Annotated in this window: 21 protein-coding genes and 1 tRNA gene; 10 read left to right on the forward strand and 12 right to left on the reverse strand. The window is 67.7% G+C overall.

What is annotated here, in order from left to right; translation table 11 throughout:
* Positions 1–5: 5 nt before the first annotated feature.
* Positions 6–1,817 (forward strand): NlpC/P60 family protein, encoded by a 1,812-nt coding sequence (locus tag MLP_RS26865; RefSeq protein ID WP_013865895.1) that lies wholly within the window; start codon positions 6–8, stop codon positions 1,815–1,817.
* A gap of 15 nt (positions 1,818–1,832) precedes the next feature.
* On the opposite strand, the gene MLP_RS24395 is transcribed toward MLP_RS26865, so the two are convergent.
* Entirely contained in the window at positions 1,833–2,489 is a 657-nt protein-coding gene (locus tag MLP_RS24395; protein WP_013865896.1) for a DUF1707 SHOCT-like domain-containing protein, read from the reverse strand.
* A gap of 52 nt (positions 2,490–2,541) precedes the next feature.
* Positions 2,542–3,711 carry an FAD-dependent monooxygenase gene (locus MLP_RS24400; protein WP_013865897.1) on the reverse strand — a complete coding sequence of 390 codons (1,170 nt, stop codon included), beginning with the start codon at positions 3,709–3,711 and terminating at the stop codon, positions 2,542–2,544.
* Between the two features lie 127 nt (positions 3,712–3,838).
* On the opposite strand from MLP_RS24400, the gene pruA reads away from it, so the two are divergent.
* Positions 3,839–5,464: an L-glutamate gamma-semialdehyde dehydrogenase gene (gene pruA / locus MLP_RS24405; protein WP_013865898.1), complete on the forward strand. Its 1,626-nt coding sequence runs from the start codon at positions 3,839–3,841 to the stop codon at positions 5,462–5,464.
* Between the two features lie 583 nt (positions 5,465–6,047).
* On the opposite strand, the gene MLP_RS24410 is transcribed toward pruA, so the two are convergent.
* Positions 6,048–7,697 carry a PucR family transcriptional regulator gene (locus MLP_RS24410; protein ID WP_013865899.1) on the reverse strand — a complete coding sequence of 550 codons (1,650 nt, stop codon included), beginning with the start codon at positions 7,695–7,697 and terminating at the stop codon, positions 6,048–6,050.
* A 210-nt stretch (positions 7,698–7,907) separates the two neighbouring features.
* Here MLP_RS24410 and MLP_RS24415 point away from each other — a divergent pair, with 210 nt between their 5' ends.
* The 3 genes from MLP_RS24415 (at position 7,908) to MLP_RS28200 (ending at position 11,683) form a co-directional block, all read left to right on the forward strand.
* Positions 7,908–8,867, forward strand: coding sequence for a proline dehydrogenase family protein (locus tag MLP_RS24415; RefSeq protein WP_013865900.1), 960 nt, complete (start codon positions 7,908–7,910; stop codon positions 8,865–8,867).
* Positions 8,868–9,000: 133 nt separating this feature from the next.
* Positions 9,001–10,959 (forward strand): S41 family peptidase, encoded by a 1,959-nt coding sequence (locus MLP_RS24420; RefSeq protein WP_013865901.1) that lies wholly within the window; start codon positions 9,001–9,003, stop codon positions 10,957–10,959.
* Between the two features lie 550 nt (positions 10,960–11,509).
* Positions 11,510–11,683, forward strand: a complete 174-nt coding sequence (locus MLP_RS28200) for a hypothetical protein (protein ID WP_013865902.1) — start codon at positions 11,510–11,512, stop codon at positions 11,681–11,683.
* 90 nt (positions 11,684–11,773) lie between these two features.
* Here the strand turns inward: MLP_RS28200 and MLP_RS24425 are convergent, their stop codons facing one another.
* The gene (locus tag MLP_RS24425; RefSeq protein WP_049804673.1) at positions 11,774–13,474 is read right to left on the reverse strand and encodes a helicase HerA-like domain-containing protein; all 1,701 of its coding nucleotides are present in this window, start codon (positions 13,472–13,474) and stop codon (positions 11,774–11,776) included.
* 124 nt (positions 13,475–13,598) lie between these two features.
* Here MLP_RS24425 and MLP_RS24430 point away from each other — a divergent pair, with 124 nt between their 5' ends.
* A complete protein-coding gene (locus MLP_RS24430; RefSeq protein ID WP_013865904.1) occupies positions 13,599–13,892 on the forward strand; it encodes a type II toxin-antitoxin system VapB family antitoxin in 294 nt (97 codons plus the stop codon).
* A 65-nt stretch (positions 13,893–13,957) separates the two neighbouring features.
* Positions 13,958–14,482, forward strand: a complete 525-nt coding sequence (locus MLP_RS24435; RefSeq protein WP_013865905.1) for a LytR C-terminal domain-containing protein — start codon at positions 13,958–13,960, stop codon at positions 14,480–14,482.
* 101 nt (positions 14,483–14,583) lie between these two features.
* Here MLP_RS24435 and MLP_RS24440 read toward each other — a convergent pair whose 3' ends face one another.
* From MLP_RS24440 to MLP_RS24455, 4 genes are all read right to left on the reverse strand, one after another.
* Positions 14,584–16,125 carry a potassium/proton antiporter gene (locus tag MLP_RS24440; RefSeq protein WP_013865906.1) on the reverse strand — a complete coding sequence of 514 codons (1,542 nt, stop codon included), beginning with the start codon at positions 16,123–16,125 and terminating at the stop codon, positions 14,584–14,586.
* Between the two features lie 89 nt (positions 16,126–16,214).
* Positions 16,215–16,302 (reverse strand) — tRNA-Ser (locus tag MLP_RS24445).
* Positions 16,303–16,415: 113 nt separating this feature from the next.
* The gene (locus MLP_RS24450; RefSeq protein WP_013865907.1) at positions 16,416–16,889 is read right to left on the reverse strand and encodes a nucleoside deaminase; all 474 of its coding nucleotides are present in this window, start codon (positions 16,887–16,889) and stop codon (positions 16,416–16,418) included.
* A 17-nt stretch (positions 16,890–16,906) separates the two neighbouring features.
* Positions 16,907–17,587: a tRNA adenosine deaminase-associated protein gene (locus tag MLP_RS24455; RefSeq protein WP_013865908.1), complete on the reverse strand. Its 681-nt coding sequence runs from the start codon at positions 17,585–17,587 to the stop codon at positions 16,907–16,909.
* Positions 17,588–17,716: 129 nt separating this feature from the next.
* On the opposite strand from MLP_RS24455, the gene upp reads away from it, so the two are divergent.
* Positions 17,717–18,355, forward strand: a complete 639-nt coding sequence (gene upp / locus MLP_RS24460; RefSeq protein ID WP_013865909.1) for a uracil phosphoribosyltransferase — start codon at positions 17,717–17,719, stop codon at positions 18,353–18,355.
* Positions 18,356–18,372: 17 nt separating this feature from the next.
* Here upp and MLP_RS24465 read toward each other — a convergent pair whose 3' ends face one another.
* The 4 genes from MLP_RS24465 to MLP_RS24480 all read right to left on the reverse strand — a co-directional run bounded on the left by MLP_RS24465 (position 18,373) and on the right by MLP_RS24480 (position 20,444).
* A complete protein-coding gene (locus tag MLP_RS24465) occupies positions 18,373–18,690 on the reverse strand; it encodes a type II toxin-antitoxin system RelE/ParE family toxin (protein WP_013865910.1) in 318 nt (105 codons plus the stop codon).
* On the reverse strand, positions 18,687–18,941 hold the full coding sequence (locus MLP_RS24470) for an addiction module protein (RefSeq protein ID WP_013865911.1): 255 nt from the start codon (positions 18,939–18,941) through the stop codon (positions 18,687–18,689). The genes MLP_RS24465 and MLP_RS24470 overlap by 4 nt, the downstream gene beginning before the upstream one ends.
* Before the next feature lie 71 nt (positions 18,942–19,012).
* Positions 19,013–19,903 carry a 1,4-dihydroxy-2-naphthoyl-CoA synthase gene (locus tag MLP_RS24475; protein ID WP_013865912.1) on the reverse strand — a complete coding sequence of 297 codons (891 nt, stop codon included), beginning with the start codon at positions 19,901–19,903 and terminating at the stop codon, positions 19,013–19,015.
* A gap of 37 nt (positions 19,904–19,940) precedes the next feature.
* Positions 19,941–20,444: a DedA family protein gene (locus tag MLP_RS24480; RefSeq protein WP_013865913.1), complete on the reverse strand. Its 504-nt coding sequence runs from the start codon at positions 20,442–20,444 to the stop codon at positions 19,941–19,943.
* A 379-nt stretch (positions 20,445–20,823) separates the two neighbouring features.
* Here MLP_RS24480 and MLP_RS24485 point away from each other — a divergent pair, with 379 nt between their 5' ends.
* Together MLP_RS24485 and MLP_RS24490 are read left to right on the forward strand one after the other, a co-directional pair.
* A complete protein-coding gene (locus MLP_RS24485) occupies positions 20,824–23,220 on the forward strand; it encodes an ATP-binding protein (RefSeq protein ID WP_172641630.1) in 2,397 nt (798 codons plus the stop codon).
* A 168-nt stretch (positions 23,221–23,388) separates the two neighbouring features.
* Positions 23,389–23,640 carry a hypothetical protein gene (locus tag MLP_RS24490; RefSeq protein WP_013865915.1) on the forward strand — a complete coding sequence of 84 codons (252 nt, stop codon included), beginning with the start codon at positions 23,389–23,391 and terminating at the stop codon, positions 23,638–23,640.
* Positions 23,641–23,649: the final 9 nt, after the last annotated feature.

The raw sequence follows: 23,649 nt of genomic DNA on the forward strand, positions 1-23,649 counted from the left end.
GCAGTATGAGCGACGAGACGATGAGGGTCCGCGACGAGTCCGGTCGTTCGAGTGCGCCCGCATTGCACTCCCGGAGAGTTGCTCGCCGCGCCCGCAAGGCAGTCTCGGTGACCGCCGCCTTCGCCTTGGCCGTACCGCTGTTCGGACTCGCCGAAGCCATCACCCCGCGTTCGGCCGCGGCCGCGCCGAACGCCGAAACCTGTCTCGCCAACGACTCCGCGCTGCCGGCCACCAAGAGCGACCGCGAGCGCGTTGCCGCCAAGGCCGCCGCGAAGTACTTCCCGGCCGATCAAATCGCGATGGCCACCGCGATCGCCGGGGCGGAGTCGTCCTGGAACCCGACCGCAGTCAACAAGGCGGCCCGGGGCAACTACGGTCTGTGGCAGATCAATTCGGTCCACAAGAGCCTGCTCAAGGCCAGGGAGTGGAGCAATCCGAGCGACAACGCCTGGATGGCCTATCAGGTCTGGGATGCCGCCGACGGCACGACAGGCAACAGGCAGGGTTCCTGGAAGCCGTGGTCGGTCTACAACTCCGGCAGCTACAAGGCCTACCTGCGTGCCTCGTCGAGCTCCCAGGATCCGTCCAGCCAAGCGACCGTCTGCGTCGAGGCGACCGGCAGCGCCCCGGTGACCGTTGCCACCTGGAACGTGCTGAACACCAACGCCAAGGGCCAGATCGGCAAGGGAATCCGCGAACTCACCGGCAAGGCGGACGTTTTCGGCTTGCAGGAGATGGGCAGCCGTTCCGACCGCGCGGTGGCCGCCCAGGCCGCGGAGGGTTACACGATGACCACCGATCGGACCGCGGTCCCGATCTTCTATCGCAGCGACAAGTACACCGCGGTCGATCAGGGCAAGGTCCGCGCCTTCCCCAGCGGAGAGACCGTCGAGCGGCGCAGCGGCAAGGGCACCGAGAAGACCACCGGCAAGTCGATCACCTGGATCCAGCTGCGCGACAATGCGACCTCCGAGACCTTCTACGTGGTCAACACCCACATGCTGGTCGGAGCATTCAACAGCACCAAGGCCAAGCACAACAGCCGTCGGGTGGCGCTCTACAAGCAGCAGCTCAACGCGCTCGGCAACCTGGTCGACAGTCTCCAGGCCAACGGCGCCGCCGTGTACGTGACCGGCGACTTCAACGTGAACTACAACCGCGATGCCGCAGCGGTCGACGTCTTGTCCGACCATGGGCTGACGCCGAACTGGCAGCATCTCGATGGTGCGGCCACCATCGGCAAGAAGACCCGGCTGGACTATGTCTGGTCGAACCGGGCGCCTTCGGAGCAGACTGTCGGCAGCAAGTACGGCTCCGATCACTCCACGGTCTTCGTGACCTACCCGCCGTCGACCGGCGTCTCCGGCACCATGACTCCGGTCAACGGCAGCCCGAAGCAAGAGATCTACAGCATGCGCACGATCACCGACCCGAGCTCGGGCCAGACCTATCTGGTGCCGATCCCGACCGGTGTCGCCGGCAAGGTGCTGAACAAGGCCCTTGACCAGGTGGGCGACCGTTGGGAGTACGGCGGCGCCGGGCCCAACGTCTGGGACTGCTCCGGGCTGACGGCCGGCGCCTGGGCCGCGGCCGGCATCACGCTGCCGCATCAGTCCGAGGCGCAGCAGCGCGAAGTCAAGAACGTCAAGCTGGCCGATGCACAGCCGGGTGACGTGCTCTGGCGGGAGGGCTACACCGCGATCTATCTCGGCACCGTGGGTGGCAAGCCGCTCGTGGTCGGGGCAGCCAAGTCGAAGGGCTCCGCGGTGGTCATCCACGCCATGGAAGATGTCGCGGCCGCCCTGCAGCCAGCCTGAGCGTCGGTCTCGGTCTTACTGACCGAGGCGGCGCAGCTCCCGGGCGGAAGCTGGACGGATCTTGAGGCTGCCGAGGCCCACGCTGCCGTAGAGCACGAGCAGCGGGGCACCCGGAGCAGGAATCCGTGACACCTTGATCGCCTTGCTGCCCATGCCTTTGCCCAGCCGGTCATCATTGGCCGCCCAGCCGTCCGGGACGATGATCAGCACACTGCCCGCGCCGGCGACTACCTCGATCTCGATCACCGGTGCCGCCACCGTGGCCCGCAGGCAATTGAGCTTGACCGTGCCAGCGCCGGAGCTGATGCGAAGGTAGGGCGGCACCGTCCAGACGCCCTCGCGCTTCTCCGTGCCCATCCCGCCGTCCAGCCGCAGCGGATCCTCCCGTGAGTATCCGGCCGGCGGCGGTCCTGGCGGCACGGACGGCGGCACGGGAACCGGCGGCGCCGAGGCACTTCTGCTCGACCGCCACGGCAGTTCGGCCGAGAGATCCGCGACCAGGGGTTCGAGATCCCCGTAGGTCTTCGCCTGCAGGGCCTTGCCCAGTCGTTCGTCGAGCTCATCCATGCCGAGCCGTCCGTCCACTGCAGCTTCTTGCAGGATCGCGGCAACAGCGTCGCGCTCGGCATGTCCCACCCGCAGCCCGCTCAGCGGCAGCTCTTGGTGCACCATGTCCTGACTTTAGTAGGCGTGCGTGCCATCCGAAGAGCCATACCGCGCCCCGCTATCGCGGCGGATGCCAGTCGGTCGCACGCGCGACGCTGCGAGCGGCGATCCTCGGTGGGGTGAGCCGCACCATCAGGTCCCGGAGGAACAGCGCGACCGGATGACGTACCTGAGTGATCTTCGCTATCTGATCCGAGGCAGCCGCCAATCGCTGATCGCGAGGCCGCCGGGCCTGGTCGTACGCCAGCAGTGCGGCGTTGAGGTCAACACCACCAGGCTCGTCGCCTGTCAAAGACAACACCGCGGCAAGCACCACCGCATCCTCCAGCGCCAGGCAGCCACCTTGCCCCAGGGTCGGCAGCATCGCATGTGCGGCATCGCCGAGCAGCGCGATCCGATCGCGGACGAACGACGGGTACGGGCGCGGCAGCCGATAGAGGTCGTGGCGGAGCACCCGCTCGGGCGACGTCGCTTCGACGACCTGGCGGATCGGCGCATGCCACCCACCGATCCGGCGAAGCACCTCGGCGCGCTCGTCCGGCGCCGTCGTCCCCTCGGCGTCGTCACCGGTGGCGTACCAATAGACCCGCCCGTCCTGTAGCTGGATGACTCCCACCTCCGTTGCCGGCCCGAAGGTCTGGGACTGCTCGGCGAGCGGAAACGGCTGGTCGGTGACGCCGCGCCAGGCTGTGACACCGGAATAGCGAGGAGCGAACTGGACCGGCCACAACTGGGCGCGAACCACGCTGCGGATACCGTCGGCTGCGACCAGCAGGTCGGCCCGATCGGTGACCTGTCCCGCCGAGGTGGCCAGGTGAACCGTGACCGCGTCCAGTCCTTCATCGACGCGCTCCAGGCGGTGACCGAAGCGGACGGCCTCAGGAGGCAGCGCCGCAAGCAAGGCTTCATGCAGATCCGCCCGGTGCACCATCACCATGGTCACGTCCTCGTCGGACAGCACCGCATCGGCCAGCGACCGCGACAGCCAGCGTCCCGATGGCGTACGGACGCCGCCGCCGAGCCGGACCGCGCCGCGGCTGCGGATGGTCTCCCCGACGCCGAGCCATTCCAGCGCGCGGAGCGCGTTCGACCACAGCGAAATGCCCGCACCCACCGGTTCGGCCGAGGACGCCTGCTCGTAGACGGTCACGTCCCAACCCATCCGGCGCAGACCGACGGCGGCAGCCAGCCCGCCGATCCCCGCACCCACCACGATCGCACGACTCATTGGCTGATCATACAAATGGACAGCGCGAACGCTGTTCTGTCTGACAAGGACGCGGCGTCCGCCATGCGATTGAATGTGGACCAGTGGATGTGATCCACCCACCTTCTCGATCTCAAAGGACAGCCCCGTGGATGCAGTGACTCAGGTTCCCACCCCGATCAACGAACCGGTGCACGAATACGCACCGGGCTCGCCGGAACGCGCTCGGTTGATCGCCGAACTCGAGGCTCTCCCGAACAACCCGCTGGACATCCGCCAGGTGATTGGCGGCGAGCACCGCACCGCGTCCGGGCCGGTGTACAACGTCGTCCAGCCGCACAAGCACGCCAGCGTGATCGGCAGCTATGCCGATGCCACCCGCGAGGATGTCATCGACGCGGTCGAGGCCGCCACCAGCGCGGCGGCCGCTTGGCGGGAACTCCCGTTCGACGAGCGCGCGGCGGTCTTCCTCCGCGCCGCCGACCTGTTGGCCGGTCCGTGGCGGGAGCGGCTCGCCGCGGCCACCATGCTCGGCCAGTCCAAGACCGCGTACCAGGCCGAGATCGACACCCCCTGTGAGCTGATCGATTTCTGGCGCTTCAACGTGCATTACGCCCGGGAGATCCTCACCGAACAGCCGATCTCTTCGCGCGGCGTGTGGAACCGCGTCGATCACCGCCCGCTCGAGGGCTTCGTGTACGCGATCACCCCGTTCAACTTCTCCGCGATCGCCGGCAACCTTCCGGCAGCGCCCGCGCTGATGGGCAATACCGTGGTCTGGAAGCCGGCTTCGACCCAGGCGGCGGCTGCGTACCTGATCATGCAGCTGCTCGAGGCAGCCGGGCTGCCGGCCGGAGTCATCAACCTGGTCCTCGGCGACGGGCCGATGGTCTCCGAGGTGCTGATCAACGACCCCCGGCTGGCCGGTATCCATTTCACCGGATCGACCGCGGTCTTCCAGAGTCTGTGGAAGCAGGTCGGGGACAACCTCTCCAGCTACCACGGCTATCCGCGGCTGGTCGGCGAGACCGGCGGCAAGGACTTCGTCGTCGCGCACTCGTCCGCCGATCCGGACATCCTCACCACCGCACTGATCCGGGGCGCCTTCGACTACCAGGGCCAGAAGTGCTCCGCCACCTCCCGCGCCTTCATCCCGAAGTCGCTGTGGGCCCGGATGGGCGATGACTTCGTGGCCAAGGTCTCGGCGCTGACCTATGGCGACGTGGCCGACCTCGGCAACTACGGCGGTGCCGTCATCGACCAGAAGGCGTTCGACCGCAACGTCGCCGCGATCGAGCAGGCTCGCAACACCGAGAGCATCGAGATCGTGGCCGGTGGGACGTACGACGACTCGGTCGGCTTCTTCATCCAGCCGACGGTGCTGCTGGGCTCCGACCCGACCGCGGACGCGTTCTGCACCGAGTACTTCGGGCCGATCCTCGCCGTGCACCTCTACGACGACGATGCGTACGCCGAGACGCTGCAGCTCGTCGATCAGGGCAGCCCGTATGCCTTGACCGGCTCCGTCATCGCCACCGATCGCTACGCGATCCAGCAGGCCCACGAGGCGCTCCGTTTCGCGGCCGGCAACTTCTACGTCAACGACAAGTCGACCGGTGCCGTCGTGGGTCAGCAGCCGTTCGGTGGCGCGCGCGCCTCCGGCACCAACGACAAGGCCGGTTCGGCACTCAACCTGTTGCGCTGGACCTCGCCGCGGACCATCAAGGAGACCTTCGTCCCGGCGAAGAACCACCTGTACCCGCATCAGGGCTGAGCCCTCGCCGTTCCTGATCGCCGATCCCCGATTTCCACTTCGCACCAGCTAGTGCGACTGCGCATCAGGTCTACCTGGTGCGCAGTCGCAGGAAATGGTGCGAAGTCGATGCGGGATCTTGGCGGTCGGCGGTAGAGGCGGGTGCAGGCACGTCCCCTTCGGCCTACCCTTCGGCGCCGGTCCTCGCGAGAAGGAGTTATGGCACCTGTTTCGGCCGTGAACAGGTGCCTTGCCTCCTTCTCGATCAGCGATCCCACCCGACAGAGCCAGAAGTCACCGCTCCAGCGCTGATCTGCGGCCCCGCGGCGCGAGACGTACGCCGTACGCGCCCGGTCAACGATCGTTTGTGGCCCGGCGGCGCGAAACGTACGCCGTGCACGCGCAACTGGTGATCGTCGGTGGCCCGGCGGCGCCAGCCGGACCGGCGACCGCAGCCACCCCAATCCCCACTGCGCACCAACTGATGCAACTTCGCACCCCGCGTACCTGGTGCGCAGTCGCAGGAAATGGTGCGAAGTGGGAATTGGGTTGCCGGCGGCCCGTCGCGAGGGGCTTAAGCGCGGGAGCGAACAGCGAGTGACGACTACCCAGCCTCGCGGCGCCGGCATTGCAGCTGGATCTGCAGCAGCAGCCGGTCCTCCGGGTCGTCGAGACGCATGCCCAACACGTGCTCGGCGCGCCGGATCCGATAGCGCAGGGTATTCGGATGAACATGTAGCGCGGCAGCGGCGGCCCGGACGTCGCCGAACCGGTCCAAGTAGTGTTCGACACTCGCCACCAGGGCACCGCCACGCGCCTCATCGTCGTCGAGCAAGGTTTGCAGTCGGGGATCTCGCAACTGCTCCTGCGCCGCCACCAGTTCGACGATCTCACCCAGCAGTACGGAGGTCCGCGAGTCGGCGAGCGTGCTCACCTGGTCGGCCCCGGCCCGATCCAGCACCCGATCGGCCTCCGCGCGCGCCGATCCGAGGTCGGCCAACGACGCCACTGGCGCCGCCACGGCGGCCCGCAGAGTGAGGCCGGCCCGCCGGCCCAGCCGGTCCAGCATGCTGGACACCCAGGCCGACAAGCCGGCCGCTCTCGCCCGCGGGATGACCACATAGATCCGCTGCTCGGTCGTGGTCACCAGCGACTCACGGGCGTAGGCGCTGGCATGCAGCCGGACCCCAGCAGCGACGTCGTGAATGACACTCGTCCACGTACCGTCCGGCCTAGTCGTGGCGGTGATCCCGACGACGGTGGCCGGGCCGCTCGACGGCAGCGACAGCGCGGCCGCGAGGGAGGGAACATCGACGCCGCCGCCGCGCAGGCCGAGCAGTCGCTGGATCTGCAGGGCCTCCTGCGTCGGCGCACTGCGAGATCGCTCGATCAACCTTGCCGCGAGCACGGCCGCGCCCTCCAGCACCGCCGCCGCGTCCGGATCCAGTTCTCGACTGCCCTCCTGCAGCCAGACCGTACCCAAGGACGGCTCGACCGGCGTTCCGGTTGCGTCGGAGAAGGCGCGAATGTCCACGGCCAGCCGGCGACGCCAGCCAAGTTCCTTGTCGGCAGGCACCTCGACCGCTCCGCGCTCGCGCCTGAGCCGGTCGTAGACCCCCCACTCCCGCAGTCGCCGCAGGTAGTCCGCGGGTCCTTCCCGACCGAGGATCGACAGCATCCGAAGCTCGTCGGCCAGGCCATCGCTCGCCGAGTACGCCAGCATCTGCGCGCGCTCGTCCTCGATCGTGACCAGACCGCCGGTCATGGTCGCCACGGTCTGGGCCAGCCCGTACAGGTCATGCTCACCCGCCACCGGTTCATCTGCATACCCACCGAATGGGGCGTGGCTCGCACCGGCCAGCACGCTGCGTACGGTCGACAGCACCAGGTCGATCCGCGCCTGCGGATGCACCGCGACCAAGGCCACGCCTGCTCGCGTCGCGGCCCGTTCCACCTCAGCCGAGAGGACCTTGGTGGCCACCGCCCGTGGCCGTTGCTCCCGGCCTCGGGAGGCCAGGCTGATCAACCAGGTGAGGATCTCCGACGCCCGCACGCCGACCAGAACGCAGAGGTCCCCGGACTGCGGCGGTCCGGCATGGGCCTCTTCGGCCAGATCCGAGGACTCCAACAAGGTCACGGAGCGAATCAACGCCCCGCTCGCCGCGGGGGCACTGACGGCGCTCGCAACGGTGGATCCGAGAGTCTGCAACAGCGTCTCCAACGAGACCCCGGACACCGTGGTCGGCGCCGTCATCCAGCCAGCCCTGTCATCCCCACCGACTCCGTCATCTGGATGCCTCGTCTCGATGGATCAGCCGCCCCGCGGGGCACGCCCGAGTGATCGTTCGATCATACGACAAGCGGCCGCAAATGCTGTCCGATCGGACAAGGACGCGGTGGTACGCCATGGCGTTGAATTCTCACCATCCGCCAGTCCATTGCTGATCCGAGGGAGACCTGCCAGATGCCAACTCTCACCAATCCACTCCGACCGGCACTGCTGGCCGCCGCGCGGTCGGAGCGGATAGAGCGGACTATCACCCACTCCAAGCTCACCCGGCGGCTGGTGACGAAGTTCGTGCCCGGCGCCTCTGAAGACGCCGCGATCGAGGCTGTCAAGGCATTGGTCAACTCCGGACGCTTCATCTCGGTCGACTTCCTCGGCGAGGACATCAGTGATGCCAGCGAGGCCGACCAGACCGTGGCGGCGTACCTCTCGCTGCTCGACGCCTACGCGGCCCTCGGCATCGAACCCGTCGCCGGCGCCCAGCCGCTGGAGGTGTCGATCAAGTTGTCCGCGCTCGGCCAGTCGCTGCCCGGCGGCGAGGAGTTGGCCCTGACGAATGCCCGGATCATCTGCGCGGCGGCGGACCGGGCCGGCAGCTGGGTCAACGTCGACGCCGAAGATCACACCACAACCGATTCGACGCTGCGGATCGTGCGCGAGCTGCGTCAGGAGTTTCCGTCCGTCGCGACCGTGCTGCAGGCGTACCTGCACCGGACCGAGGACGACTGCCGAGACCTGGCTGGTCCTGGTTCGAGGATCCGGCTCTGCAAGGGCGCCTACAAGGAGCCTGCCGAGGTCGCCTACCAGAGCAAGGAGGACGTGACGGCCTCCTACCTGCGCTGCCTGAGGATCTTGATGGAGGGTCAGGGATACCCGATGGTCGCCTCGCACGACCCGCAGATCATCTCCTCGGCCCAGGCGTACGCGATCGCCGCCGGACGCGACGCCAGCAAATTCGAGATCCAGATGCTCTACGGCATCCGCGATGCGGAGCAGAGCCAACTGATCAACGATGGTCTCCATGTGCGTACGTACCTGCCGTTCGGTAACGACTGGTACGGCTATTTCATGCGTCGGTTGGCCGAGCGCCCCGCCAACCTGGTCTTCTTCCTGCGCGCCCTCGTCGGCCGCAAGTAGCGGACCCGCCTCCCGTCGCGAGCGACCGAGAGGTGGAGCGACGGCTCCGTCTGGAACGACGAGCGAGCAAACACGTATCTGGAACCCCAGTGCGGTACACCTTTCCGATAAGGCCATGCGAAAGGTTCCGACGATGAGCAGATCCACCCAATCCGCATCCGATGTCGCGCCCCTGCCGGCGCGGGCCGACCTCGAGGGCGGGCTCTCGGTGTCGGAGTTCCTCAAGAACTCGGCCGGCACCCTGACGCTGGCCGATCGGCGTCTCATCGTGGATCAGGCCCTGGTCCTGCTGGAGCAGAACTACGTCCATCTGCCGCTCAAGATCGCGATGCACGCGGTCAATCCGGTCCAGCGGCTCCGGCTGCTGCGTACCCAGCTCACCCGCGTGACCCAGCAGACGATGGGCCCGGAGTGGCAGTTCCACCGCGAGATGGCCAGCATCTTCATGTCGGTACGCGACCTGCACACCAACTACCTGCTGCCCAAGCCCTTCGCCGGACAGGTCGCCTATCTGCCGTTCGTGCTGGAGAAGGCGACCGAAGACGGCATCGACCACTACCTGGTGACCAGCATCATCACCGGCTTCAGCGCGCCCGGTTTCGAGCTCGGTGTCGAAGTGACCCATTGGAACGGCGTACCAATCGGCACGGCGGTCGCCATCAACGGGCTCCGCCTGGCCGGCAGCAACCAGGCCGCCAACCTGGCCCGCGGGCTGGACTCGTTGACCATCCGCCCGCTGATCACGCAACTGCCGCCGGAGGAGGAATGGGTGCAGGTCACCTATCTGACCGGGGACGGCAGCGTCGCAGAGACCCGGGTGGCCTGGGAGGTCGGACCGAACCTGCCGCCGACGACCGATCTGGACACCCTCTCACCGGCTTCCCTGGCCTCGGCCGTCGATCTCGACGCCGACGCCCGTAACCAGGCCCGCAAGCAGCTTTATCACCACGACGTGGTGCGGCTGGAGCAGGAGCAGCAGGTGCATGCCGAGAGTGGGCAACCTGCCGAGCCTGCGGCCGTCGGCAGCGCCGATATCCCGACCACCATGCCTGCGGTCTTCCGAGCTCGGACAGTGCAGACCACGCATGGCACCTTCGGCCAGATCCGGATCTTCACCTTCTCGGTGACCGATCCGATCGCCTTCCGCGACGAGTTCGTCCGGTTGATCGGACTGTTGCCGCAGCACGGTCTGATCGTCGACGTGCGCGGCAACGGGGGTGGTCACCTGCACGCCAGCGAGTTCACGCTGCAGACGCTCACCCCGCGGGCGATCACGCCGGAGCCGGTGCAGTTCATCGCCACCCCGCTCAATCTCGCGCTGTGCCGACGGCATGCCGCCGGCGCCGAGGGCATCGATCTCGGCCCTTGGTTCCCGTCCCTGGATCAGGCGATCGAGACCGGCGCGACCTTCTCAGCCGGCTACTCGATCACTCCGCCGGCGGGGGCGAACGAGCTCGGGCAGACCTATCACGGGCCGACTGTGCTGGTGACCGATGCCCGCTGCTACTCCGCCACCGACTTCTTCGCGGCCGGCTGGGCCGATCACGAGATCGGTCCGATTCTCGGGGTCGATGATCGAACCGGCGCCGGCGGTGCGAACGTGTGGACCCATCAGCTGCTGCTGCAGCTGCTCGGCGACCGCAGCAGCGAGTCCACCTCGCCCTACACCCGACTTCCACAGGGCACCAACATGCGAGTAGCCATCCGCCGCGGGCTGCGGGTGGGGGCGCTCGCCGGTACGCCCGTGGAAGACCTGGGCGTGACGCCGACGGTGCGGCACGAGCTGACCAGGGCCGACATCCTGCACGGCAACGTCGATCTGCTGGAACGTGCCGGGGAGATCCTGGCCGGAATGCCGATGCGACGGCTGGCGGTCTCGGCCACCCGGATCGGCTCCGATCTCAGCATCGTGGTGGACGCCGACGGCGTCGATCGAGTCGATGTGTCGGTGAACGGCCGCCCGGTCGCCTCCCCCGATGTCGCGGGAGCTGCGGTCACCCTGTCCGCCACCGGTGCAGCGGCGGGCACGGTGGTGCTGGCCCAGGGCTATCAGAAGGGCAACCTGGTTGCCGCCCGGCGCATCGTGGTCTGAGGTACATCGTGGTCTGAGCTACAGAGCCCAGTTCCCGCTGACTCGACCGATGGCCCGACTAGCTGCAGGCTGATCCCCGACATCGGGGACGAGCCAGCAGCTGGTGCAGACTCGCGGTCCCGAGGCATACCGGAAAAGCCGTTGCGCTCGATCAGAGCCCCTTCGTAGGCTTGCTGAGCAGGCGGGATGGACCGCCGATCAACATCAGATCCAGTTGCTCAGGGGATCTCGATCCCCAGGCGAGAGGAGGTGCTTCGGAATGTTCACACTCAAGGTCACCGGGGAGTGGCGCGATCGCGCTGCCACGCCCTGCGCCGGAGCCGCCCTCGCCGACGCCGTCGATCTCGGCCGCTGAGAGCAACTCTCCCTCGCGCTCGCGTAGTCGTCTCTTCGGGTTCACCGAAGACGGCCAGGACAGCGGTGATCACTGACACCGACCACGACCCGGGCTGAATCCTGCCCAGGCCGAGCTCTACCCGGGCTGCATCCTGCCCGAGCTGGACCCTGACCAGTCATCCCACGACAAGCCCATCCCACAAAGGAATTCGTCATGTTCGCATATCAGCAACAGCTCGTCAGCTGCTACGTCTCCGTCGACCAGTACGAGGTCAGCCGACACGCATCCCAGCGATTCGAGCGTCTGCAAGCGCTCCGAGAGCGGAGGGCCGAACGTCGGCGCCGCGCTGACCGCCGCAGCCAAGAGTCCTACACCACCGCCGTCTGAACCCGACGATGGCGGCCGACAAGGAAGGTACCGCGACACCCCCGGTAGCTCACGAGGCAGCCGGGGGTGTCGTACGTTGTGCAGCGTCGACTACCGCCGGCGGGCGTTGCCGAAGATGCCGCGGACGATCTCGCGTGCCACGCCGGAACGCAGCACCGAGCCGATCATGTTGCCCGCCTGCTTTCGCTGCCGCGCCGCTTCCCGCTCCTGCGCCTTCGCCTGCCGCTCCGCCTCGGCCCGATCGCGGGCTGCCTGCCGCTCGGCGTCCGCTCGCGCCTTCGCGGCCTGCTTCTCGGCGGCGATCCGATCCTTCTCCGCCTGGGTGGCGGCCGCTGCCTGCTGCTTGGCGTACTCCGCCTGCTGTTTCGCCGCCTCCTGCGCCAGCCGGTCCTGCTCGGCGGCCTGAGCACCCGCTTCGAGCTTGCGCGTGAGCATCTCGTACGCGGAGTCTCGGTCGATCGCCTGGCCGTACTTGGTCATCATCGACGACTGAGCGATCCCCGGACGCAGATCGTCGGGCGGGATCGCCGCCATCAGCGACTGGGGCGCCAGCATCCTGGTCCAGGCCACTGGCGTCGGTGCCCCATCCGGGTCCATCACCGTGACGATCGCCTCGCCGATGCCGAGCGACTGGAGCGTCTCGGCCAGGTCATAGTGCGAGCTCGGGAACGTCGCCACCGTCTGCTTCAACGCCTTGGCGTCGTTCGGGGTGTGCGCTCGGAGCTGGTGCTGCACCCGGGAGCCGAGCTGCGCGAGGACATCGTCGGGCACGTCCTTGGGCGTCTGGGTGACGAAGAAGATCCCCACGCCCTTGGAGCGGATCAGCCGCACGGTCTGGGTGATCGCGGTCAGGAACGCCTCGGAAGCTCCGTTGAACAGCAGGTGGGCCTCGTCGAAGAAGAACACCAGCTTCGGCTTGTCGACGTCGCCGACCTCAGGCAGGTCGGCGAACAGGTCGGCCAGCAGCCACATCAAGAAGGTGGAGAACAGCACCGGCTGGCTCGCGAGACTCGGCAATTCCAGCAGCGAGATCACCCCACGGCCGTCGGCGGTGGTCCGCATCAGATCGGCGGTGTCGAACTCGGGCTCGCCGAAGAACTCATCCGCGCCCTGATCGGCCAAGGTGATCAGACTGCGCAGGATCACCCCGACCGTGGTGGAGCTGAGGCCGCCGATCCCCTTCAACTCCCCCTTGCCCTCGTCGCTGGTCAGGTAGGTGAGGACCGAGCGCAGGTCGGCCAGATCGAGCAGCGGCAGCCCTGCGGTGTCGGCGTAGTGGAAGATCAGCCCGAGCGAGGACTCCTGGGTCTTGTTCAGGCCCAGCACCTTGGCGAGCAGGATCGGACCGAACGAGCTGACGCTGGCGCGCAGCGGCACGCCGACGTCGCCGCGACCCAGGGAGTAGAACTCCACCGGGCTGCCCTGGGGCTGCCAGTCCTGGCCGATCTTCTGGGTCCGGGCCAGGAGCTTCTCGCTCGGCTGCCCCGGCGCGGCGAGACCGGACAGGTCACCCTTCATGTCGGCGGCGAACACCGGCACGCCCGCGTTGGACAGCGCCTCGGTGAGCACCTGCAGCGTCTTGGTCTTGCCGGTGCCCGTCGCGCCCGCGACCAGACCGTGCCTGTTCAGCATCGACAGCGGGATGCGCACGCGTACCTGGCGAACCGGCGCATCGTTCTCCATCAGCACACCGAGATCGATGGCGGGCTCCTCGAAGGTGTAGCCCGCCTGGATCTTGGTCACTTCGGGCGGCAGGCCGGCCGGCTCCGATGTCTCCACGGAATCACTCATGAACGGAACCTCTCGGTATACCCGGCGGCAGATACACAGGGCATCGTAACGACCTCTGATCGAGTAGAAATCGTAATCGGGTCGTGAGCAAGACCCCCGGACTAGGTCGTCTAGGGTTGGGCGCGTGATCTTCAAGCGCGTTGGCGATGTGCGTCCCTACCCTGACCATGGGTACGTGCAGAAGCAGTGGGCTGCTATCGCCCCGCACCAGGTGCGCCTGGACCAGCTCGTCACCACCAAGCGCACGCTCGATCTGGAGGCGCTGCTCGAGGAAGACTCCACGTTCTACGGCGACCTGTTCGCCCATGTCGTGTCGTGGCGGGGCGAGTTCTACCTCGAGGACGGCCTGCACCGGGCGCTGCGCGCCGCGCTCCAGCAGCGACAGACCATGCATGCCAGAGTCCTCGACCTGAAGTAGTCCTGACCTAGTCCAGTAACCCCCAGCCTTCGATCTCCGGTGGCGCGGAGAAGGGAAACCCAGCAGTGATCGGTCGCGTGTTCCGGATTGTCCGGACACCCCTGACGCTGCTGATCCTGCTCGGGGTCCTCTGCTACGGGGCCTGGTGGGGCTACACGAATGTGCTCGCACCCGTGCCGCCGCTGCCGCCCGAACCGTGTGTGGAGCAGCAGCTGCCGAACTCGCAGCTGCGCTCGACCCAGGTCACCGTCAACATCTACAACGGCGGCAACCGCCGAGGACTCGCCGGCGACGTGGGCCGGGCCTTGCGCGACAAGGGCTTCCGGGTCTTGAAGACGACGAACACCAAGGAGAAGATCTCCTCCACCGTCATCGTCGGAGCGAACGCGTCCAACCCTGAGGTCGTGCTGGTCAAGGGCTTCTTCAAGGGTGCCACCGTGCGTGCCGACAAGCGCAAGGACGGCACCGTCGATGTGCTGGTCGGAGACAAGTACGGCGGCTTCAACAAGAAGGCCCCCAAGGCCGTCACCGTGAAATCGGCGAAGGCGTGCCTGCCGCCGTCGCAGTCCGCGACACCAGCCGCCAACTGATTCCGTACGAAGTACGACGCGTCCGCCGGATAGCGGATCGTCGGCCGTCCGGGTGGCCTGGGAGCGCGATCTGGTCTGATCAGCGGACGGCCAACCCAACGCTAGAGGTCTTCCGGAGCTGCGCCGTTTCGTTCGCCGGTCCTGTTCCGACGTTCTCGGGCGCCCTCGCGCCATTTGGCCAGCCGACCGCGGCGGCTGAGCAGCGCCAGTCGCTGCTCGGTCCGCTCCCGCTCCGCCGACGGCGTGACGATCAGCAGGTCGTCGCCCACCTTCAGCCGCTCCCGGCCCGCCGGCGCGAACGGTCGCTCGTTGCGGATGATCAGGGTGACCGCGGAATGCGGCGGCAGTCGCAGCTCGCTCACTTCCAGGCCGGCCATCCGGGATCCGTCGGGAATGCGTACCTGCAACAGGTCGGCGGCGATCTTGTCCAGCGGCGCGACCTCGATCTCCACATCGCGAGCCGCCTCCAGATCGACCAGGCCGAGCTTGCGGGCGGCGTACGGCAGGGTCGGCGCCTGCAGACAGGTGAACAAGATGACGAAGATCAACACCACATCGAACAGGTACGGCGCATTGGGCACCCCCATCGACAGTGGCACGGTCGCCATGATGATCGGGACCGCCCCGCGCAGGCCCGCCCAGGACAAGAAGAGCTGCTCCCGGAAGGGCATCCGGAACACCACCGCCGAGACGATCACCGAGACAGGTCGGGCGACGAAGGTGAGGAACAGACCCGCGGCGAGGGCGACCATCGTCTCCTGCAGGTTCAGCCGGCCCGGGACGGCCAACATGCCGAGCATGACGAACAACCCGATCTGGGCGATCCAGCCGGTGCCTTCCACGAACGATCGAGTCGCCCACCGGTGTGGCAGCTGGGCGTTGCCGAGCATCAGGGCACAGACGTAGACCGCGGCGAACCCGCTGGCGTGGATCTCGGCGGTGACTCCGTAGCTGAACACGATCCACACCATCGTGGCCAACGGGTAGAGGCCGGAGGCGGGCAACGCGACTCGGCGCATCATCTGCACCCCGACCCAGCCGAGCACCAAGCCCATCCCGATGCCGGCGATCAGTTCCAGGCCGACCAGCGCAACCAGCGCGACCGGGCCGTGCTCGCTGTGGCCGGTCAGGGCTGCCGTGGACGCCAAGGTCACCAGCAACACGGTGGGTGCGTCGTTCAGACCGGATTCGGCCTCGACCACACCGCGGAGTCGATAGGGCAGCGGCACATTGCGCAGCACCGAGAACACCGCAGCAGCATCGGTGGGCGAGAAGACCGCGCCGAGCAGGATCGCGACCCACCAGTCGAGTCCGAGCACGAAGTGTCCGAAGAACGCCATCAACGACACACTGATGCCGATGCCGACCGTGGCGAGGACGGCCGCCAACCCGATCGCCGGTCTGATGTCGTTCCACTTCGTTGTCAGGCCGCCTTCGGCCAGGATGATCACCAGGGCGCCGAAGCCGAGCGCGTGGGCCAGCTCTGGGTTGTCGAAGGTGACCCTGGTCTCGCCGAGCAGCATGCCGACGCCGAGGAACAGCAACAGGGCGGGCAGACCGACCCGAGTCCCCAGCCGAGCAGCGAGAATCGCGACCATCACGACGACCGATCCGACGAGCAGGATCAGGTCGAGATTGATCAACGTCTCCCCCTCCAGATGAAACCTCGCCGTAACGTTTCTGCCGACTACGAAGCGACCCCGTCCTCAACCAGATCGAAGACGGGGTCCTATGGCGGTGGCGGCGGGATTTGAACCCGCGGAGGGTTGCCCCTCACGCGCTTTCGAGGCGCGCTCTTTCGGCCGCTCAGACACGCCACCGCGGAGAACAGTACCGAACGCGGGCAGATCAGAGGAAATCCGTTCTCAGGGCAAGACCTCGGGTCGCCCAGGACAATCGACGCTCTTCGGCCAGGCCGGATCAGCGGCCGGGTTCAGCGCCCGAAGAAGGCCCGCAGGGCTTCGCCGCACTCGGTCTCGAGGATGCCACCCCGGACGTCGACGCGATGGTTGAGCCGTGGATCGCGTACGACGTCGAAGAGGGAGGCGACCGCGCCAGCCTTGGGGTCGTACGCGCCGAAGACCAACCGCTCGATGCGCGCCAGCACCAGCGCACCGGCGCACATCGTGCACGGCTCCAGGGTGACGACCAGGGTATGGCCGTCCAACCGCCAGCGGCCCTCATCGATACCGCGATGCTGGGCTGCGGCCCGGCGCAGGGCGAGCACCTCCGCGTGGGCCGTCGGATCGCCGGTCAGCTCACGCTCGTTGGCGGCCACCGAGACCACCTGGCCGGCCGGGTCGAGGACCACCGCCCCGATAGGCACATCAGGCCGGGTGGGTCGTGCGGCCGCCCGGGCAGCCTCGGCCAGGGCGAGCCGCATCGCGTCATCCCAGCGACCGGCCATGAGCTTGGTCCGAGGACTCAGCCGTGCAGGGCTGCCTCGGCGACCTTGCGGAACTGCGGCCCGATCTTGATCCGATCGGCGATGTCCATCAGCGCCTGGTCGGACGCGAGATCAAGGTCGTCGACGATCGCGCCGAGGTCGAACTCGCTGAGACCCAGATCGGCGAAGATGCCCAGATCGCCGATCGATTCTGCGTCGTCATCGGGGTCGGGCAGTTCCTCGCCCAACAGGTCGAGGACATCGCGAGCGATCGGCCAGTCCAACGCGGCTGCGGTGTCGTTCAGCAGCACTTGGACGTGGCGCCCACGTACCCGAACGATGACCAGCACCTCCTCGACCAGGCTGACGAACCCGATGGCACCGGCATCGCCGGGCAGCCGACGCAGCTGGGTGATCAGCTCCTCGAGGTCGTTGGCCAGATCTGCGGCCAACGCGACGACATTCAGCTGCCCGTCCTCGCGGTAGGCGGCGACGACGAAGTCGATCTCGTCCGCCTGGGCGTCCTCCGGCTCGTCGTCATCATCCAGGTCGCCCTCGTCAGGATCGTCGAGTTCGTCGCCATCCTCGAGGTCGTCGGTGTCGTCGGTCTCGGCGGCCTCATCCTCGGCCTCGTCCAGATCCTCGTCGAGCCCGGGCCGGTCGTCCACGGCGTCGTCCGGCTCGAACGACTCGTAGCCCTCGTCGTCGATCTGCGACATGCCATCTCCTCCAACGCCTCGGCCCGAACTGAGCCGTCCCCATCGTGTCAGACCGGGCCAAGATCCACGACCCCGATATCACCGATCCTCGGGCGTCGAGATCGGCCGCCGACTCGGTACCGTTCGGCTGTGGACCTGTGCATCGTGGATCATCCGCTCGTCGCCCACAAGATCACCACGCTGCGCGACGTGGAGACCGACTCGCCGACTTTCCGCCGGCTGACCGAGGAGCTCGTGACGCTGCTGGCGTACGAAGCCACCCGCGAGATCCGGGTCGCTCCGGTCACGGTGCAGACCCCGGTCGCCCCGGCCACCGGGGTGCGGCTGGCTCGACCTCGGCCGCTGGTGGTCCCGATCCTGCGAGCCGGCCTGGGGATGCTGGAAGGCATGACCCGGCTGATGCCGACCGCGGAGGTGGGCTTCCTCGGCATGGTCCGCAACGAGGAGACTCTGGCCGCTTCGACGTACGCGGAACGGCTGCCGGAGGACCTGTCCGGACGGCAGTGCTTCGTGCTGGACCCGATGCTGGCGACCGGTGGCACCCTGGCCGCGGCCGTACGCTATCTGGTGCTGCGCGGCGCCAGCCAGATCACCTGCATCTGTCTGCTGGCCGCACCCGAAGGAATCGAGCGAGTCTCGGCGCTGCTGGATGATCTGGACACACCGTGCACCCTGGTCACCGCTGCTGTGGACGAGCGGCTCAACGAGCGCGGCTACATCGTGCCCGGCCTCGGCGACGCCGGGGATCGGCTGTACGGCGTGGTCTGAGTTCGGGACCGGAGCAGTCAGACGCCGACGCGGTCTCGCCAATAGCCGGGTCGCCGCTTCGTATTGGCCACCGCAACGATCGTCAGTACGTCGTCCTGCGCGAAGTAGACGACCCGGTACGAGAAGCTGTGGACACCCTTGGACCGCACCACGGGCTCACGATCCCAGCCCGGCCAAACCGCCCACGCCTCCGGGTCCTGCACCACAGCATCGACGGCTGCACCGACCTGCATCCTGAACCGACGCCCCAGACCAGGCTCTCGATCCTCGTACCAGAAAACGTCCGCGTCGAACTCAGCATCCGCCTCCGGGTGAAACTCGAAGGCAAGGCTCATGCGTTCCGGGCAGCTTCGCGTGCGGCAAGGCGCGCATCGATTCGAGCAAAGACCTCTTCGCCGGGGATTGTCTCGACCTTGCCGCTGAGCACGTCATCAATGCGTGAGCCGATCGCAGCCGTCCACGCCTCATCGACCGACTCCTGGTCTGCGACCTCAAGCGACTCCAACAGCCGGAGGGCAACGTCCTTCCGCGCCGAAGGAGGCAGGTTCATCCCCGCCTCATAGAACTCCGATGCGCTCAGCGACATGGCCCACAGTCTACGCCCGCTGTCATCTTTCGGCGGGCCGAAAGATCTCCGACGACCAGCATGCCCTCGACTCAGTAGTAGTAGGGGAAGCGGGACCAGTCAGGTGCGCGCTTCTCCAGGAAGGAGTCACGGCCTTCGACGGCCTCGTCGGTCATGTACGCCAACCGAGTCGTCTCACCGGCGAACACCTGCTGGCCGACCAGACCGTCGTCAATGGCGTTGAAAGCGAACTTGAGCATCCGCTGGGCGGTCGGGCTCTTGCCGCAGATCTTGATCCCCCACTCCAGGCCGATCCGCTCCAGGTCGTCGTGCGCCACCACCTTGTTGACCATGCCCATCCGGTGGGCTTCCTCGGCGTCGTAGACGTCGCCGAGGAAGAAGATCTCGCGGGCGAACTTCTGCCCGACCTGACGTGCCAGGTACGCCGACCCGAACCCGCCGTCGAAAGAGCCCACGTCCGCATCGGTTTGCTTGAACCGAGCATGCTCCCGACTGGCCAGACTCAGGTCAGCCACCACATGCAGGCTGTGTCCGCCGCCGGCGGCCCAGCCGTTGACCAGCGCGATCACCACTTTGGGCATGAACCGGATCAGCCGCTGTACCTCCAGGATGTGCAACCGGCCGAGCGCCGCCGGATCCACGGTCTCGGCGGTCTCCCCCTCGGCGTACTGATAGCCGGCCCGACCGCGGATCCGCTGGTCACCACCACTGCAGAAGGCCCAGCCGCCGTCCTTGGGGGACGGCCCGTTGCCGGTCAGCAGCACCGCGCCGACATCGGAGCTCATCCGGGCGTGATCGAGCACCCGATAGAGCTCGTCCACGGTGTGCGGCCGGAACGCATTGCGTACCTCGGGCCGGTCGAAGGCGATCCGGACGACGGGGGCGTCAACGGCCCGGTGATAGGTGATATCGGTCAGGTCGAAGCCCGGGACGGGCGACCAGAGCTGCGGGTCGAAGGTCACGTCCGGACCCTACCGGCCCAACTCGCACAACTTTTGGTTACTGGTCCACGTCAGCGGTGGACCAGTGACCAGAACTCCGGTGATTGCGGCGGACCTGCCAGACGATGTAGCCCACCAGGCCGGAAATCAGGGCGAGCCCGCCGACGACCGCGCCGACGGGCGAGAGCTGATAGAGGCGCGCCAAAGCCGCAAAGGTGACGAGTCCGACCGTCGCGTAGAGGACAGCCCAGATCGCGCCACCGATCACCAGTGCCGGCAGATAGCGCCGCAACGGCATCCGGCCGATCCCGGCAGCCAGATTGACCAGGGTCTGGAATCCCACGGTGAGGAAGGAGAGGACCACCACCGGAGCGCCCCACCTGGCGAGGAGTTCCTGCGCCCGTTCGAAGCGGGGTGACTCGGCCAGCCGCTGCACCCGGGTCCGACTGGCGCCAGACCGCGCGGCCCGCCCGAGGGCATATGTGCCACCCGCGCGGAGCAACACGATGACGAACAGAGTCGCCACCGCCAGCGGGAAAGGCAGCCCTCGAAAGTGCTCCACTTCAGCGGTCCGCTCGCCTGCTCATAGCGAGCAGTCTACGTACCAAGAACAGGCTTACCTAACCTCTGCCGCTTCCACCCAGCCCTGATTCACCCAGTCCGACCCGGGGAGCAGACATGTTTGAAGGGCGACCCCAGCTCCTCGGCCCCCGAAACCGAGTCGCTCCCCGTGGAGTACGCCCCTCAAGCTTCACGGTCCCAGCGCTAGATCTGGGGATCCCCCGACGCACCTCGACCCGCGACACCGGCAGTCTCGCGCCAGTCCACCGACACCAGCCACGGACAACGGACGGACAATGCCCCCAACAGCACCCGGGCGGAGCCGGCGGGTCATGGCCTAGTGTGTGGCTGAACTGGCCGGATCTACCGGGATGGTGCGTGTGAGCACGTTCGGAAGCGAACTGCGGTGGTACCGACAGCGCGCCGGCATGTCCCAGGAGGGACTCGCCGCTCGAGCAGGGCTCAGCCCGGAGGCCGTTTCGCTGCTCGAACGGGGCCGCCGCTCCCCGCGAATCACGACCCTCAGTCTGCTGGCCGATGCACTCCGCCTTCGCCCCGACGAGCGAGAGCGCTTCTTCGGCGCCCTTCTCGCGGCGCCCCCGGCACCGCCGCCGCCTCGTCCGCTGCCCAAGCCCCTGCCCCCGACCTTCGCGGATCCGCTGCTCGGCCGGAGCGAGGACCTCGCTGCCATCCGGACCCTGCTCGTCGACCACCGGTTGGTGACCCTGACCGGCCCTGGAGGGATCGGCAAGACCCGACTGGCGGCAGCGCTCGCTCACGAGGCCGCGACACAAACCGACAGCTACCCTGACGGGGCCACCTGGTTGCCGATCGGTGGCGTCGCCCGCGCCGAGGACCTGGTGCCGGCGTTCGCGGCCGTCCTCGGCATCAGTGGCGATCCCGATATCAGCATCGGCGGAATCGTCGAAGGTCTGATGACCCGCAGACAATTGCTAGTGACCGATGGCGCCCAGGTCCAGCTCGACCCGGTCCGCGAACTGATCCGCGCCATCGTGGCGGCCTGCCCTGGCATCACCTTCCTGGTCACCACCCGCCATCAGCTACAGCTCCCCGGCGAGGTGACCATGGTCATCCGTCCGCTGGGCACACCGGACGTCGGCGACGGCAGCACGCAGATCGCCGAGGCACCTGCCGTACAGCTGTTCTGGGATCGGTCCGGTCTGGCGACCAGAAGTCGCCCTACGGCACGCCAGTACGCCGCCTCTGCCCGGATCTGCCGGCGTCTCGACGGGCTGCCGCTGGCCATCGAGCTCGCCGCCGCGCGCGCTCAGGTGCTGTCGGTCGGATCCCTGGCGGATGCCCTGGACGACACCGTCGGCAGCTTGCTGGAACCGGAGAGCACATCCGAGGACAGCCTCATCGAGCGGGTGGTCGGCTGGAGCTATCGGCTGCTGAGCCCGGCCGAACAGCGGATCCTCGCCCGGCTGTCGGTGTTCATCTGGTTCAGTCACGAGTCGGCGGCAGCCGTCTGCGACGACCTGTACTCAACCCACGAGGTGCTTGACGCTCTCTCCTCGCTGGCAGCGAAATCCCTGGTCAGCCGTATGTATGAGGCCACCGATCCAGCCCGATTCGTCCTATTGCGACTGGTCCGGGAGTTCGCTCGCCAGCAGCTGGAGGCATCCGGCGACGCAGCAATGACCTATCGCCGGCAGGCCACCTACGTGACCAAGGTGACGGCCGAAGCAGCCGAGCATCTGACCTCGGCCGAGCAGGAGCACTGGTTGCGGGTCCTCGACGCGGAGGCCGGCAACATCCGGTTGGCCATGGACTACCTGACCGCCAACGACCCCGAGGGCGCCCTTCGGCTGGCCCGCCATCTATGGCGCTGGTGCTATCTGCGTGGCCGCTACACCGAGGGTCGTAGCTGGATGCGCGGTGCCTTGGATGCCGCCGCCGCCGCGCCTGCGGAGCTGCGTGCTCCGGTGCTGGCCGGAGCCGGGATGCTCTCCTTCCTCCAGTGTGACTACGAGGTAGCTCGCGAGACGCTGAGCCAGGCGCTGGCCCTGTACGAAGAGCTCGGCGACGACACCGGCATGGCCTCCTGCCTGACCCGACTCGGGTCGATCGCCCGCGAGCTCGGCGACTACACCACCGCGGAGCGTCGGCATCGTCGGTCGCTGGCGATCGCTCAGCAGCTCGACGACGAGCAGATGGTGGCGACCGAGCTCAACTACCTCAGCTTCGTCGCCTGGCTGCGCGGGGATCTGGATGCCGCCGACAGCCTCGGCGATGCTGCCATGCACCGGCTGCGCCGCGGCGGCGATCGCGAGCAGATCGCCTGGGCACTGATCAACAGCGGGGTGACCGCGCGCTATCGCGGTGATCTCGTGGGCGCGGAGATCTTGCTGCACCAGGCGTTCGAAGTCAGTGAACAGGTGGGCTACGCCGAGGGGATCGCCTGGACTCGCAACCAGCTCGGCGTGGTCGCCAGGTTGACCGGGCAGATCCAGAATGCCCGCGAGCTGCAGGAGGCGAGCCTGGCCGGGCATTCGCAACTGGGTGACCGGTGGCGGATGGCCAGTGTGCACGACGAGTTGGCAGCGATAGCGGTCGAGACCGGCGACTTCCGGCAGGCCGCGGCCCAGCTCGGCGCCGCTGACCGCCTCCGCGCCGACATCAAGACCCCGGTCCCGGCGATCGAGCAGGGCGACCGGGCTGCCACCGTCGCCGCAACCAAGGAGGCCCTCGGCTCCGCCTACCGGGCCGCGACGCTCGCCGGCCTGCTCGACGACTCCCGTCACGAGCGGCCGTGAGGCGGAGCGAGGGCTCCGTCTGGACCGACGAGGGAGCAAGACACGTTCTTCGTCTTGCGAGCGAGGAAGGAAGACGGAGTCCTGGGAGCGCAGCCGAACAGCGAGGGACGACCAACACAGCACTAGACTCGGCGACGCACTGATCCTCACCCAAGGAAGAGAAGGCGCATGAAGCTGAAGACACTGGTGTTCGTGGCCGCTGCGGCCACGGCTGGTTATCTGCTCGGCACGAAGGCCGGCCGGGCCCAGTTCGAGCAGATCAAGGCGAAGGCCGACGAGCTCGCCCACGATCCCCGGGTTCGCTCGCAGGTGTCATCGTTGGCTGGCCAGGTGAAGTCGCATGCCGACAAGCTCCCCGACCCGGCTTCGAGCGCCGTCCGCGCAGCCGCCGACGCGGTGGAGCACGCCACCAAGAACTGACACCTGGCG

It is taken from the genome of Microlunatus phosphovorus NM-1 (genome assembly GCF_000270245.1).
GTDB classification, from domain to species: Bacteria; Actinomycetota; Actinomycetes; order Propionibacteriales; family Propionibacteriaceae; genus Microlunatus; species Microlunatus phosphovorus.

Coding starts and splice junctions, on each gene's coding strand:
- MLP_RS26865 (WP_013865895.1), top strand. CDS start 6: ATGAGCGACGAGACGATGAGGGTCCGCGACGAGTCCGGTCGTTCGAGT.
- MLP_RS24395 (WP_013865896.1), bottom strand. CDS start 2,489: ATGGTGCACCAAGAGCTGCCGCTGAGCGGGCTGCGGGTGGGACATGCC.
- MLP_RS24400 (WP_013865897.1), bottom strand. CDS start 3,711: ATGAGTCGTGCGATCGTGGTGGGTGCGGGGATCGGCGGGCTGGCTGCC.
- MLP_RS24410 (WP_013865899.1), bottom strand. CDS start 7,697: ATGACGGCGCCGACCACGGTGTCCGGGGTCTCGTTGGAGACGCTGTTG.
- MLP_RS24415 (WP_013865900.1), top strand. CDS start 7,908: ATGCCAACTCTCACCAATCCACTCCGACCGGCACTGCTGGCCGCCGCG.
- MLP_RS24420 (WP_013865901.1), top strand. CDS start 9,001: ATGAGCAGATCCACCCAATCCGCATCCGATGTCGCGCCCCTGCCGGCG.
- MLP_RS28200 (WP_013865902.1), top strand. CDS start 11,510: ATGTTCGCATATCAGCAACAGCTCGTCAGCTGCTACGTCTCCGTCGAC.
- MLP_RS24425 (WP_049804673.1), bottom strand. CDS start 13,474: ATGAGTGATTCCGTGGAGACATCGGAGCCGGCCGGCCTGCCGCCCGAA.
- MLP_RS24450 (WP_013865907.1), bottom strand. CDS start 16,889: ATGGCCGGTCGCTGGGATGACGCGATGCGGCTCGCCCTGGCCGAGGCT.
- MLP_RS24455 (WP_013865908.1), bottom strand. CDS start 17,587: ATGTCGCAGATCGACGACGAGGGCTACGAGTCGTTCGAGCCGGACGAC.
- MLP_RS24465 (WP_013865910.1), bottom strand. CDS start 18,690: ATGAGCCTTGCCTTCGAGTTTCACCCGGAGGCGGATGCTGAGTTCGAC.
- MLP_RS24470 (WP_013865911.1), bottom strand. CDS start 18,941: ATGTCGCTGAGCGCATCGGAGTTCTATGAGGCGGGGATGAACCTGCCT.
- MLP_RS24490 (WP_013865915.1), top strand. CDS start 23,389: ATGAAGCTGAAGACACTGGTGTTCGTGGCCGCTGCGGCCACGGCTGGT.